15 protein-coding genes are annotated in these 14,363 nt (G+C 40.3%); 6 read left to right on the top strand and 9 right to left on the bottom strand.

The window, feature by feature from the left end; all coding sequences use genetic code 11:
• Window positions 1-11: 11 nt before the first annotated feature.
• From rpsP to ispH, 9 genes are all read right to left on the bottom strand, one after another.
• Window positions 12-272: a 30S ribosomal protein S16 gene (gene rpsP, locus E0H89_RS11765; protein ID WP_067868778.1), complete on the bottom strand. Its 261-nt coding sequence runs from the start codon at window positions 270-272 to the stop codon at window positions 12-14.
• A gap of 146 nt (window positions 273-418) precedes the next feature.
• Entirely contained in the window at window positions 419-898 is a 480-nt protein-coding gene (locus E0H89_RS11770; protein ID WP_131217328.1) for a type IV pilin protein, read from the bottom strand.
• Window positions 892-1,389 (bottom strand): type IV pilin protein, encoded by a 498-nt coding sequence (locus E0H89_RS11775; RefSeq protein ID WP_131217330.1) that lies wholly within the window; start codon window positions 1,387-1,389, stop codon window positions 892-894. The genes E0H89_RS11770 and E0H89_RS11775 overlap by 7 nt, the downstream gene beginning before the upstream one ends.
• A gap of 13 nt (window positions 1,390-1,402) precedes the next feature.
• Window positions 1,403-5,401: a PilC/PilY family type IV pilus protein gene (locus tag E0H89_RS11780; RefSeq protein ID WP_131217332.1), complete on the bottom strand. Its 3,999-nt coding sequence runs from the start codon at window positions 5,399-5,401 to the stop codon at window positions 1,403-1,405.
• Between the two features lie 16 nt (window positions 5,402-5,417).
• Entirely contained in the window at window positions 5,418-6,200 is a 783-nt protein-coding gene (locus E0H89_RS11785; protein ID WP_131217334.1) for a pilus assembly PilX family protein, read from the bottom strand.
• The gene (locus E0H89_RS11790) at window positions 6,200-7,312 is read right to left on the bottom strand and encodes a PilW family protein (protein WP_131217336.1); all 1,113 of its coding nucleotides are present in this window, start codon (window positions 7,310-7,312) and stop codon (window positions 6,200-6,202) included. Before E0H89_RS11790 ends, E0H89_RS11785 begins: the two co-directional genes overlap by 1 nt.
• A 1-nt stretch (window position 7,313) precedes the next feature.
• Window positions 7,314-7,817, bottom strand: coding sequence for a type IV pilus modification protein PilV (gene pilV / locus E0H89_RS11795; protein WP_131217338.1), 504 nt, complete (start codon window positions 7,815-7,817; stop codon window positions 7,314-7,316).
• Entirely contained in the window at window positions 7,817-8,266 is a 450-nt protein-coding gene (locus tag E0H89_RS11800; RefSeq protein ID WP_131217340.1) for a prepilin-type N-terminal cleavage/methylation domain-containing protein, read from the bottom strand. The genes pilV and E0H89_RS11800 overlap by 1 nt, the downstream gene beginning before the upstream one ends.
• A gap of 162 nt (window positions 8,267-8,428) precedes the next feature.
• Window positions 8,429-9,379: a 4-hydroxy-3-methylbut-2-enyl diphosphate reductase gene (gene ispH, locus E0H89_RS11805; RefSeq protein ID WP_131217342.1), complete on the bottom strand. Its 951-nt coding sequence runs from the start codon at window positions 9,377-9,379 to the stop codon at window positions 8,429-8,431.
• A gap of 134 nt (window positions 9,380-9,513) precedes the next feature.
• Between ispH and gmk the strand changes: the two genes are divergently transcribed.
• The 6 genes from gmk (at window position 9,514) to bfr (ending at window position 14,359) form a co-directional block, all read left to right on the top strand.
• The gene (gene gmk / locus E0H89_RS11810) at window positions 9,514-10,137 is read left to right on the top strand and encodes a guanylate kinase (protein ID WP_131217343.1); all 624 of its coding nucleotides are present in this window, start codon (window positions 9,514-9,516) and stop codon (window positions 10,135-10,137) included.
• 76 nt (window positions 10,138-10,213) lie between these two features.
• A complete protein-coding gene (gene rpoZ / locus E0H89_RS11815) occupies window positions 10,214-10,495 on the top strand; it encodes a DNA-directed RNA polymerase subunit omega (RefSeq protein WP_131217345.1) in 282 nt (93 codons plus the stop codon).
• Between the two features lie 218 nt (window positions 10,496-10,713).
• Window positions 10,714-12,819 (top strand): RelA/SpoT family protein, encoded by a 2,106-nt coding sequence (locus tag E0H89_RS11820; RefSeq protein ID WP_131217347.1) that lies wholly within the window; start codon window positions 10,714-10,716, stop codon window positions 12,817-12,819.
• Window positions 12,820-12,887: 68 nt separating this feature from the next.
• A complete protein-coding gene (gene ridA / locus E0H89_RS11825) occupies window positions 12,888-13,271 on the top strand; it encodes a deaminase RidA (protein WP_067726797.1) in 384 nt (127 codons plus the stop codon).
• A gap of 165 nt (window positions 13,272-13,436) precedes the next feature.
• Window positions 13,437-13,631 (top strand): bacterioferritin-associated ferredoxin, encoded by a 195-nt coding sequence (locus E0H89_RS11830; protein ID WP_005259971.1) that lies wholly within the window; start codon window positions 13,437-13,439, stop codon window positions 13,629-13,631.
• Between the two features lie 263 nt (window positions 13,632-13,894).
• Entirely contained in the window at window positions 13,895-14,359 is a 465-nt protein-coding gene (gene bfr / locus E0H89_RS11835; RefSeq protein ID WP_131217348.1) for a heteropolymeric bacterioferritin subunit Bfr, read from the top strand.
• The last annotated feature ends 4 nt before the right edge of the window (window positions 14,360-14,363 follow it).

Here is a 14,363-nt window from a genome sequence, read left to right on the forward strand (position 1 = left end):
TTCGCAATAAATTATGCAGTAGCTGCAGCAGCTTTCTTAGCTTGAGCAGCTAAAGAAGCAACACGTTCAGACGGTTGAGCGCCTTGAGCAACCCAATGAGCAAAACGATCAGCATCTAAACGAAGTTTTTCTGCTTGACCTTGAGCTGTAGGGTTAAAGAAACCAATACGTTCGATGAAACGACCGTCACGCGCATTGCGGCTATCAGTTACAATAACTTGATAGAACGGACGTTTTTTAGCACCACCGCGTGCTAGACGAATTACGACCATGATACAACCTTATAGTTTTTACGGATTATCCCTGTGCCGACCATCGGCAGCATTTCAAACCCCTTTCATAGAGGGCAATATTTTACGTTATATTTACTTCGAAAGAAAGATCAAATTTTAAGTTGTACACAGTTTGAATTTATATTTTAGCGACCGTCCCAGTTAGAGGTGGCGGAAGGAACACAAGCTATACCACCATTTTTATCACTACCTTTAGTCCAACAGCGCTCTCCACGATGATTGAGAACAATATGACCATCTCCCAATTGTGCCGAACCGGATTTTGGTGTTGCTATGAGAGTCCATGTTCCGGCATTCACATTGGTTAAAGTTAGATCATACAGGCCCTGACCTGAAGTCGGAATAACAGCCGAAACCCCTATATCTGTCAAGGTAATAGGCACTGTACTTCCAGCAGTAGGTCCAGCTTTTAAGAAAGTAAAATTGGCAATTCTATAGCGCTGTAACTTGCTTGCTGTATCAGTCATTACCGCCTGAGCATCTATACGCTTTGCTTTACGTACTGACTCTTGATAAGAGGGATAAGCAATTGCCGCCAAAACACCAATAATAGCCACTACAATCATCAATTCAATGAGAGTAAAGCCTTTTAGATTTTTTACCATTCTTCACGTCCTGTAATTGTCGTTCCACAAGTCGCATCTCTAATATTGTTTGCAGTGATATTTGCAAGAGTTTTATTCTTGCAACGTGTTCCCATACTGGTCATCAAAAAGTTAAAGTTGTTTGTATCCGTACCTTCAGCGCGGATTACCCAACTCTGCCCAGCAGCAGCATTATTTGTAAGAGTTCTGGTGGTATTTTCCCCATCTCTTACAGTAATCCGGTATCTAATAGAGCTGCCGGTAGCATTGACCGGCAATATTAATGGATCAGGGATCGTCGAAAAACCCAAATAATTAAAGTTACGCGATTTCCAACGTTCAAGTTCACTGGCAATACGCTGAATTTCCTGCTGTGCTTGTGCAGCATTCGCCCTTCGTACATATTGCTGATAGCTTGGAATGGCGATAGCGGCAAAAATAGCCACAATCACCACCACCACCATTAACTCAATCAAAGTAAAAGCTTTCTGGGTAGATAAACCAATTTTCATGTATCACCCACTCTTATTTGATTAGAATATTTTTTTCATACCAGCGTTGAGGAATCAGGCACATTTGGGTTGCTTCTCCAGTCCCCCCACTACCTGTTGTAGTGACAATAATCCGTCCACCTGTATTGGCACAATAGTTTGAACTACTCGTAACTTTTTTATTATCATCTTGACTACCACTTCCCCCAGTGCCGCCACCACAATTACTTCCCGTACACTCAGCAGGTTTATCATTGCCTGTAGTGATATTTTGAATGCCAATACCAATAGGCGCACCTCTGCGTCGTCTACTTGAAGGATCTTCTACAGGATCTATAGCTTTACATTGTCCAAAAGGTAAACAGAACGTCGTCAAGAAACTTTCACCTTTTACCCCTGCACCACAATCGCCTGATATACCTGGTTTACTACTGTCAAATGTCGAAACATATAAACGATAGTTCATTGCAAGTGGTGTACCGAAGACTTTCTCACTTTGTAACTTATATTTATCACAGTCTGTCTTTGTACCGTCACTACCCGCAACACAATTATCAAATTTATAGTACCAACCATTGGTTGAATAAGGTGCGATAATTGTTGAATTACTATAACGGTTTTCTTCAGTTATTAATCCCAAAGCAGTAATGTCCTTGGTATTCCAACTGGTTGCAGACAATAAGTCTTTACGTGCCACATCTTTATCATAAATATTATAAATTGCATCATATTCGACTCCAGCAGTGCCCACAGTATAGTTTTGCAAAGGCTGACTACGGTTGCCGCTACCTACCGATAGAACGGCAAATATTGAACCTTTTTCATTATAAATTGAAAAGCTTGGCATATCGTAAAACCGGGCACTTTTACCATCGTTCTTGTGCAGATTGAATAATCTAACAGGCGCTTTGGCAAATGCTCCTAAAGCAGAAGCTTTATTATCTAAATCTATACGGAAAAGTTGTCCACTCAAGTCCCCAAAGTACAGATGATCAACCAAGTCATCACTATCCCGGTCTACTGCACGGATTTCACTCACTACGCTATACTTTAAGTTAGCATCATTTCGGCCAACCGGTGCGCTGGTTGCTGTTGCTGCACTGGTAGTTGCATTGGCACTCGCCCACCAAAGTAAGCTACCTGCATCAGAACCTTCAGCACTAAACATATACACGCCCGCGCCTTTTTTATTAATTTGATCATAGCTATCATTTTCATAGCCTTTTCCGTCTGTTCCTCCAGTACGGTCATAGCCACCACCGACAAACATCACCAGTTTACGTACTCCCCCCCAATTCACATAAGCCACTGTAGGTTTAGACCAACTTTCTCCCATATAACTTAGTGGCGTATTTGCACTCGCAGCATCTGGATTAATATGGAAATTCAACTTAGGAGAGTCAATATTTTGTAAATCCAGAGAATAATAGCTACGTCCTCCCATACGTAAGCCGCCGAAAGCTAATTGTTTACCTTTTTGATTAATGCCCTTACCTGTACCAACGGTAAGATTACCCGAACCATCAATCACATATTCAGTATGTACAGTCCATGGACCATCGACCCCGTAATAAAGGTTACTTATGCCGCCACTTGTAGAAGTATAGTTGCTAAAGCCTTCTTTTTGCTTATCCACCATTTCATTGGGTACAAAAGCAAATTTTTCTTGCCCGGTTAGGGCATCAACAACATGCAAAAGTCCTTGTGTCGTACCAAAAAGCACATAATCTTCACGACCTGTTGAACCAATTTTTTTAGTCGTTGCATCATAAGTTACTTTACCTTTATTGGTGACCAATACAGGCAAGGAATGCATGACTGCACCCATTTGACGTAATTCTGCACTTGCTGCTAATGAAGTGGTTGTAATACTGCCTGGATTAGCCGCATCGACGTTATAACCCAACAGACTCATCAAATAACCCCGACTTGGATCATCTTTATAGGTGGTATCTGTAAGATAATTGAGGTTAACTGTGCGCAATGCAGTATTAGTGCTTGTAAATGTTGCTGCTGTACCGGTTCCCGTACCCACGCGATTGGTGAGCAACTTACGCTGTACAGTTCCATTGGCTGCACGCAATTTAAGCTGTGACCAAGCACCACCTTTAGCAGCAAATTTTCTGCTGCCGATGGTATTTTCATCTGCATCAGCGATGGCGGTATTACTATCTACCCCATATGACCAAAAATCATACACTGCAGAAGTTAGTTTCCCATTAGCGTCATAAGTTGGTGTGATTAAGCGGCCACGACTATCATTAACATCTTTATTGCTTCTACCTTGCAATTTGCCTGATGTGCCAACCAGATATTTTTTCAGATTACCCACCCATAGGCTATAGTTCTTATCAGGTGTTGGCTGAAACTGTTGATAATAAGCATCATCCTGCAGTACTGCAGGGTTTAAGGCATCTTTTGGAATAGTCGGTGAACCTGTGGTGACAGAAGGTATCTCGCTTCCTAAATCACCTAAAAATGAATTGACGCTCTTTACAATATCTTCTGAACTGTTACCAGAGTACCAGCCACCTTCACCAATAATCCCCCAATACGCAGCTTTTTTAATATTATCTTGGCCTTCACTCCAATTAATCGTTCCTAATGCTGCAATATTCTCTGCTTGAGTTTTTCCTTTATCGAAAGAAGTTACTTCGTTAAAATCTGAACCAAAGCCCACTACTGCGGTTTTAATTTTTAATCCTAATGGGTTTTTTGTTGAATCCAGCAAATTGGCTACAAACTTATGCATACAATCCCAACTTGTAGCTGAACTTGTACAACTAGCAAAGGTAGAACTTTTTGAGCCTAGGGCAGTTTTCATCAGAGACCCAGCACTAGTATTATTGCTTGGCTCACCGTCTGTCAAAACGTATATACCTTGCCCACTACATTTTTTAATATCATTATCTTGAGTTAACGATGCAGGAGAGCTATATAAGTTTTTTGCGTCATTTTTTGTTTCGATATAAGAGTAAGGAAACCCGCTATCTCCTCCATCTGAATCAGCAATATTATTGTTATAATAATAATAATACCCATTAGATGATACTCGAGAATCATAACTTGGTAGACTTGTAGAATTACTAGAATAACTATTGCACTCTCCTGTTGCAGCCATATCAATACAGGGATAAAATTTATTTGTATTGGATGTTGTTGTATATCCAATAATTCCTTTCACCGAGCTACCCGTTCTGGTACCAAACAAATAAGCTGCAGTTTCAGCATAAGCATTTGCGGTGGGTGTCCCCCCCCTTGCGCCTAATGTAGCAATCTCATTCAGCAAAATCTGACGCTGGGTTATGCCATTCACTTTTTCGCCCAGCGGCCGCGCAGGAATCCTTACTTGCCCACGCGTATTATCCGCCGTTGTTGGCTGACCAGAGGCATTAAAACCTGTCGGGCGTGAATATGTCGATAGCCCAATCACTTTAGAATCATCTAATTTGACAATACCTTTCGATATATTTCCATATAAGAGATCAAACACGCCGTCTTTTAAACGTGTAATACGGTCGTAATATTTATCCGTCTTATTCTTTTTATAGTAATAAACAATATTTCCACTAGTAGAGGTCGTCATTTCACCTGCATCAGCAGGTAAATTTGCTATTGCAGTTGTGCAACTGCTGTTTGAAAGAGCACCATTAGTACCACATTTAAAATATTGTAGACTACTCCCTGAACCTATGCTTTTATAAAAATAAACGTCATTTTTCGCCGTACAATAGTAGCGTGTATAGGTCGGACTACCATTGTTGGAACTCACACTACTATTGCTAGAAACACTGGTTATTGAGGGAATATCACAAGCATCAATATTGCCCGTTAATTGGGGAGCTCCCATACTCCCCGAAATATCTAGCATAAACATCAAGGTGATTTGCCCCGATTTTGCTTCCTGATAAATATCAATATCACTGGCTTGAGTTACACTGGTCGCTATCATACTGGTACAAAATGCTGCAATACTGGCTGCAAACAATTTATGACGACAGGATGTTTTTTCGCTATTTTGAATATTGTTCATCTTGTTATTCCCCATTTCATATAAAGTCTTGTGCAATCATGTATTCAGTCACCTGCGTGGTAAACGGTACATTTAATTTTGCCAAGCAGTCTGTCACACTATCATCCACCCTCACCCCATCCTCATCCTTGACTGTAGAGGGTGTAACGCCCGATGGAATAGTGACTTCGCTCATATGTGAATTTAAACATGCATCTATCTTGGCAGCACTTGTTGTGGTGAGGGTTGGCATAATAGACACCGCAAATACTTTTACAGGTTTATTTTTCTCAAACTTTACCCCTTTTTCATCAGTGCCGTATTGCATGCCATAAAAGGGATCGTTGTCTAACTGACTTGAAAACTTGACTGAGACTTGAGTCATGGCTGCTCTACGGCCACTGGTAAAAAAATTACCGCTGTTTGCCGAAACACTGCAATACCCCTCTGTTCCCAAAGTATTATTGGTTGGAGCATTACCTGATTCCCATACCATCAAACTGGCACGATTAATATCAAAAAAGTTAGCTTCTGCACCACGAAAGCAAAATACCATTTCTTTATCTTTATTTGCGGCGCCATTGATATAACCAAACATGCCACTTGCGGTTAAACTCTGAATCAAATTTGCTTCCCGCTCAATATTAAAGAACGCTGCATCAGAGTTCTGCATCACTAACTGTTGTGCTTGGCTATTGGTGGCAACATTCAAAGAAATCAGACCCTGTTTAATGGCCAAAGTACCAATAACTGTAATTGCCACTAACATGATCATAACTACAATCAGTGTCGCACCGCGTTGAGATGAATAAGATTTCATTATCGATCCCCAAAAGTATTGCGCAATGCAATGGTTTGTGAAATCACTTGGCGAACATATTTTGGCGCATTTGCTGCTGGTGTTTTCACCTTAACCAACTGATCTAACACTTGAAAAGTCTGATCATTTGAAATGATTTCGTCACGGCTGACTGACTGGCCCGAACGCACTAAAGCGCCAATTTGTACGGATAAAATACGTGGACGAGAACCCGCTGCAATTGCCATATACTCATTAATAGGCAGATAACGATAACTGGTATCATTTTGCACACCTAGCAGTACTCTAAAATGGTCCACGCGTTTCATAATAATCTCACCGCCTGTACTGCCAAATAATCGTGTATTTAACGCTTGAGATGGTGCTCCACCTTCTACTCTCACCACCGCTGGCGTATCTGCTATGGCGTAGAACCCTGCTTCACAAGCTAACGCAAGCGGACTATTCGGCTCATTAGTCACAGCATTTGCATCCGCTCTTAAAAAGTAACGCTGAACAACCATTTGTTGACCAAAAGGTATACTACCACCTGGGTTTTTCACTCGAAATCTTAACTCTCGACCTTCACAATCATAACCACCCACCCAGTCATCGTCGGTATCTACTGTTGTGCCTTTATCATCTAAAATATATTGAGGTCGGTATTGGATAGTAAGTTGATCGCTTAATAGTGTCCCGCCTGTACTGGGTTGCACATTAGATACACCGGTCCAAGCAGGCGCAGTTCCAGCCGTCATGCCTTGGCTTCTTGATACCAAATTGACACCTGCACTATTTCCAGTAATGGTTCTAAACAGATTACTTAAAGGCCTAGCAGGACTAGAGGTATTATCTAAAGTGGCATTCGCTGAGGAAGTTAAAATCACACCGCCATATTGAGTTTCATCATTAGTACTGGCTTTCACTACGTTCAAGTTGGTTAAACGAATATCTTTAACAATGTAGTTCAAACCAAAATTAGCATTATCTTGTAAATCAGACATACCTGACTGTAAAACATAACTTTTCTGTCCTGTAAGAAATAGCATTGTTGCAGCAGCAGCGATCACCAACCCAAGTGCCAGTGCAATCATGAGTTCTATCAGCGTAAAACCTGCGTGAAATTTAGTCATATTAATATAACTCCATAATCAAACAGGTCGAGGCAGGGTTATACGCTGTATTATTGGTACAATCACCTTGCCCCGTACCATTTGTTGCACTCGTATCTCCCCATGCAACATAAACGCAGTTACGTCCATCGCTATTTCCCTGACACTCCATCACATTCATACTCATTCCTACTGACCTTGCACGTACAGTAACTTGTGCTACATCAAAATCTGCAAGTTCAGTCGTACTACAATTTGTAGTAAAGCAATTTTTGGCTGATACAGTTTGCTTATCCGGTGTCCCTATTTCGCTCATATAAGTATCTACAACACCACGGTTTATTCGTACTCTTTCTGCCAAATCTCTTGTAATATTAATAGCTTGAACACGATATCCACTTTCTGAAGTCGCCTCAACAGCACGATATTGCAGGGCAATAAAACCCAACACCCCAATTGCCAAAATCAACATAGCAACCAAAACTTCAATTAAACCCACACCATTCTGATAATTTCTTGTTTTCATTAACATGTCCCCTCTGTCACGTGTATTGTTCCCATCAAAGAAATGCTAATATTTTTAGATTTATTACCACCACTTTCATTACAAATAATGAAGGGCTTGCCATTAATATCCGCTGCAAAATTTTTCACCCCTCCACTCAACAGAAAGGTAATTTCGGTAGGAGAACCGGATTTTAATATTGCTTTATCTTGCGACGCCCAATTTAATTGTGTTGGGGTATCTGCAGCCAAAGAATTTAATTGAACTCTGACTTCTCTACGCTCTAATACAGCTTTAGAACGCGCATTATTAAGCTGACCTATCAACTCTTGAGTACTTCTATTCAAATTTTGTTTTTGTATTAAATTTCCAAAAGAAGGAGCTGCCATCATCGCAATAATTGCCATCACTGCAATCGTGACCATCAACTCAATTAAAGTGAATCCCTGATTTTTATTTATTTGCTGCATAGCTCCCCCGGATAACAAAACTTTACCCTATTAAAAATAATATCTCACTTAATTACAAATTAAACACATAACAGGATAAAAGGCATAAAAAAACAGATAATTGCCAAAATACAATTATCTGTCAATTTTTCAAAATTTTCAGAATGTTAACTCATTCACGCTTTATGCCTGAGTTACAGGAATACGCAACTCTTTGGGTAAACTGAAAGTAATATTTTCTTCACATCCTGCCAGCTCTTGCGGTGCTTCGGCACCCCACTCCTGTAAACGCTGAATGACCTGTTTAATCAAAATTTCGGGTGCAGATGCGCCTGCTGTGACGCCAATCTTAGTATTTTTATTAAACCAACTTTGATTAAGCTGATCTGCATTATCAACCAAATAAGCCTGCTTCCCCATACGCTCAGCCAGTTCACGTAAACGGTTTGAGTTAGATGAATTTGGTGATCCAACCACTAAGACCACATCACACTGTAGAGCCAAATCACGTACTGCATCTTGGCGGTTTTGCGTGGCATAGCAAATATCATCTTTACGCGGTCCCTGAATTTCAGGAAACTTTGCTCGCAAGGCATCAATCACCTTGGCAGTATCATCAATAGATAATGTGGTTTGAGTGACAAAAGCCACTTTTTTCGGGTTATGCACGACTAAAGCCGCTACATCCTGCTCATCCTCAACCAAATAAATTTCACCGCCTTTTTTTTTGTCATATTGCCCCATAGTTCCTTCGACTTCAGGATGACCTTCATGACCAATTAAAATGGCTTCAGTTCCTTCACGGGCATATTTGGTCACTTCAATATGTACCTTGGTCACCAATGGACAAGTTGCATCAAAGACTTTCAAGCCGCGGCGTTCAGCTTCGACCTGGACTGCTTTGGAGACGCCATGTGCACTAAAAATCACAATATTATCGTCAGGAACTTCATCTAGTTCATCGACGAAAATTGCCCCACGCTGACGTAAATCATCGACCACGAATTTGTTGTGTACCACTTCATGGCGTACATAAATGGGTGGATTAAAACATTCAAGTGCCCGATTAACGATCGCAATGGCTCGGTCGACACCTGCACAAAAACCACGTGGATTGGCCAATACAATTTCCATAAGACCCTCAATGTTCACTTGAATTTGGACTGAATAAATTAAAATAAATGCAAACAACCTACGAACAGCTATTTAGTTTACTGGCTGTCTGCTCTAAAATAGAGAAGATATTTTATCATATCAGGAAAAATATCATGTCGGGTCTCTTGTTTGTCGTTTCTGCTGCATCTGGAACAGGCAAAACATCTCTCGTTAAAGCCCTACTTGAGCGTGTGAATAATTTACATGTTTCTGTCTCTCACACAACTCGTGGTCAACGTCCTGGTGAACTCGAAGGTGTGCATTATCATTTTTCGCAGCAACAAGATTTTCTTGCTTTAGTTGGGCAAGGTGGTTTTATTGAGTATGCAGAAGTGTTTGGTAATTATTACGGCACAGCTCAAGCCACAGTAAAACAGCAACTGGCTAAAGGCCATGACGTTTTACTTGAGATTGACTGGCAGGGGGCGCAGCAAGTTCGCAAGCTTTTCCCCGAATCTAAACAAATTTTCATTTTACCGCCAAGCCAGTATGACTTGCGTCAACGTTTATCGAACCGTGGCACCGACTCTGTTGAAGTGATTGAACAGCGTTTAGATTGTGCAGTAGAAGATATGCAGCAATATACAAACTTTGACTATGTGATTATTAATGACGACTTTAACAAAGCCCTGCATGACTTAGAGTCTGTCATTATTGCTAATCGTTTGGTTTTATCCCAACAAGCGGCCCGTCATCAAGAATTGATTGAAAAATTAATTACTCCTGTTGAATTGTGATTAAAACTTGAGTATATAGGCAAAGCCTTTTATACTGCTCAGTCTGTTCAAATTTAATATTCAAACGAGAATTCTTATGGCACGCGTAACCGTTGAAGATTGTTTAGACCATGTGGACAACCGCTTTGAGCTTGTACTAGTGGCAAGCAAACGCGCGCGTCAATTGGCACGTCAAGGTATTGAACCAACTGTAGAGTGGGATAACGACAAACCAACTGTTGTGTCTTTACGTGAAATCGCAGCAGGTCATGTATCTAAAGATATTTTGAAACAACGTGATCAAGATTATCAAACGTCTAGTCTTGATCTTGCACTTTCTGCAAATAACTTGAATTTAGATGGTTTTTCTTTCCAATAAGAAAAAAATCTTTAAAAAGCCTAGTTTTTAACTAGGCTTTTTTTATTGGAAAACTTTTATATTTGCTCAATAACCGTTATAACATAGGTATAAAGGTGCGTTACTAAGGATGTATCTTTTTGATTTTTTTTGAATGAAAAAATTGACAAATCATGCCATATGTTTTTCATTAAAGGTCTAGCAATTTAAACTGTAAAACTGAAGTAGAAAGGTGTTATATGCCAGGCCCACAGGTCAGCCAAGCCAGACAACAACTGAAAATCATTATCGACGCTTACTTAAGTGCAAGCGATGTCGAGCGTGTGCTTTTGGCCTGTGATTATGCAGATATCGCCCACGACGGCATTACCCGTAAAAGTGGTGAACCGTATATCCTGCATCCGATTGCAGTCAGTAGTATTCTTGCGCATATGCGTCTGGATACAGAAACCTTGATGGCGGCGCTTTTACATGATGTGATTGAAGACACCGACTTTAATAAAGACGATATTAGCGAAAAGTTTGGACATACCGTTGCAGAGCTGGTCGATGGGGTGACTAAACTCAGCCATTCCAGTGATAAAGAATATAATAAAGCTGCCTCCTTCCGTAAAATTCTGCAAGCAACCCTACAAGACCCACGTGTGATTATTATTAAACTGGCAGATCGCTATCACAATATGACCACCTTGGAGTCGCTACGGCCCGATAAACGTCGACGTATTGCCCAAGAAACCTTTGATATTTTTGTCCCTATGGCCCGTATTGTCGGTATGAATGAGATGGCCGACAACCTGGAACATTTGTGCTATCAAAATCTCGATCTGGATATGTTTGATAATGTACAAGAAGCCTTGTTACAAACTAAGCCTAAACGCTGTGAATATCAGAGTCTGTGGGAAAAAAATCTTACTGAGCTGTTAAAGACCCATCAAATTAGTGGTCGGATTAAAAAGAAAAATAATAATATTGAGTTGTTGCGTCACTTTGTTAAAAATGACATTAATTTACAAGAACTCACCCACAGCCATGCATTTGAAATTATTTTACAAAGTATTGCCGACTGCGACCGCTTAGCTGAAATTTTACGTGAAAATTTTCAGATTTTGCGCTATGAAGATCATATTCGCCGTCCCTTACCTGGTGGCAACCAATCCTTGATGATGCGTTTAAAAGGTGAAAAAACCACGCTTTCTCTTACCCTTCAAACCGAGCTCATGCGAAAGGCAGCCCGTTTTGGGGTAGTTTTGGGTGAGAGTGCGCCACAAGCCTGTCGTTCAGCCATTCAAGCCTCTATGCAAAACCTGAATGTACTGGTTGATGGTGAATGTGCAAAAACCACATTTAGCGATTTATTAGATTATTTACATCAAGAAAAAATTTGGGTTTATACCCCGCATGGTCAGTTACATGAACTTCCTCAAGGTGCAACAGCAGTCGATTTTGCCTATTCAGCCAGTCTATTCTTAGGCAACCATGCTGTGGGTGCAAAAGTAAATGGTGAAACCAAGCCTCTTTCGACGCCACTGGTCAGTGGGCAAGTGGTTGAGATTATTACCGATGTTCTTGCAACACCAAATCCAGATTGGCTCAGTTTTATTAACACCCAAAAAGCACGCCGTGCCTTACAAAATATTTTGCGTGATCAGGATATTGAAGAGCAGCAGTTAGTGGGTCAGCAAGCCCTGAATCGTGCATTAAAACTCTTTAATCGCTCAGTAAAAGATTTAACCGAAGCCGATTGGATCGATATTTTGCAATGGCGACACATCGAATCTAAAGCGCAGTTATTTGAACAAGTTGCCGTAGGCGACTTGCTTCCGCAATTGGTTGCCAATCATCTGTTTGCACAAGATCAAAGTATAGAGACTCAGTCGTCGACCCGCCTGATTCAAGGCACTGACGGTGTCGATGTCAAATATGCCCATTGTTGCAACCCTGTGCTTGGCGATCCCATTCAGGGTCATTTATCACGTCGTGGACTCATTGTCCATCGGGCACGTTGTCACAACCTTCTACACGAACAACATCAACATCCAGAAAATATCATGCCTTTGCAATGGGCTTCTGAAGATGCCGATGATATTAGCTTTACCGCTTATTTAAGCATTGATATGGCGATGAATGATGAACAAATTTCTGACCTGATCTACCAATGCCGTAAAGAAAAAACCGGTGTAGAAATGGTGCATAATCATGAAGGCAAAACCTACGTCAATATTGTGGTGCATAACCGTAAGCAGATTGCGCAGATTATTCGTGATTTACGCATGCATTTTGGTTTTCCGCGCATTAGCCGTTTAGCTCAGCCTATCAACATTACAGAAGTATCTAAAGTAAGTTAATTCAAACCTATGCAACTTTTTTAACTGATATACGCTATGATGTATGAAGATAATATAAGGAGAAATCAATGTCCCGCCAAGTCATCCATACGGAAAATGCACCAGCAGCAATTGGTACATATTCTCAGGCAATTTTAGTTGAAAATACGCTGTATCTTTCAGGTCAAATTGGCTTAGATCCTTACAGTATGGAATTGGTTGAAGGTATTGAAGCTCAAATTCGTCGTGTATTTGATAATTTAAAGGCAGTCTGTGAAGCAGCAGGTGGCTCTCTGGCGGATATCGCCAAGTTAAACATTTTCCTGACTGATCTTTCGCATTTTCAATTGGTGAACCAGATTATGGGTGAATACTTTGCCCAACCTTACCCTGCACGTGCAGCATTAGGCGTGGCAAGTCTGCCTAAAGATGCCTTAGTTGAAATGGATGGCGTGGTTATTATTAATAAATAAAAATCATGCAGTTAAATGATTGTACAAAATACCACCGATCAGGTGGTATTTTTTTATTCAAAATCTCAATAAATAAGAATGATATTTTAAATGAATTTCATTGACAAACGATAACAATTATCAATAATATTACTTATCCTATTTAACTCTTGTGGCGAGTTGAAAATGTACGTGTGTTTATGTCGTGGTATTACTGATCAAGATATTAAAGATGCTGTAGCCAATGGTGCTGAAAGCTATCGTGAAATTCGTGACTTACTTGATCTAGGTACTTGCTGTGGTCGCTGCGCACCAGAAGCTCGCGCCATCATTAGCGATGAACTTTCAGAAATTGCTGCCCGTATATCTATTGCTGCCTAAACACTATAAGTCTAATTATAAAAGTTTAGTGATCGAAAGATCATTCTTCCTCCCCCGCTTATGACTCTAAGCGGGTTTTTCTTATCTTGTTATTCTAATTTTGCCTTTAACCGTTTTTGATTCCGATTTTCATTTGCCGTTCAATAAATTACTCGCCATTGTTTTGTGAGTTGTTTAAGATGGTTGTTTAAGAAAATTGAAATAATAATTTTTTGATTGCCCGATCCTTTGTGAAGGCAGAAATTATTGATGGAGTACTTACAATGAAAGGCAATCGTGATGTGATTAATCAGTTAAATCAGGTGCTCTTTCACCACTTAACTGCAATTAACCAATATTTCCTGCATTCTCGTATGTTTAATGATTGGGGAATCGAACAGCTTGGTTCTGCAGAGTACAAAGAATCGATTCGCCAAATGAAACATGCGGATAAAATTATTGAACGTATTTTATTTCTAGAAGGCTTACCGAATCTCCAACACCTTGGGAAACTGTACATTGGCCAACATACGGTTGAAGTTTTGAATTGTGATGTGCGTAAAGTTAAAGAAAATATTGAAGTCTTACAAAAAATAGTTGGCTTGGCTGAACAGGAACTGGATTATGTGACGCGTGACCTTGTGCAAGAAATTCTAGAAAAAGAAGAAGAATACTGGGATTGGACCACCACGCAGCTCGACTTGGTTGAGAAAGTTGGCATTGAAAATTATATTCAAAGCCAAATTTAATTCC

Source organism: Acinetobacter sp. ANC 3781 (assembly GCF_004331285.1).
In the GTDB taxonomy this organism is placed as follows: domain Bacteria; phylum Pseudomonadota; class Gammaproteobacteria; order Pseudomonadales; family Moraxellaceae; genus Acinetobacter.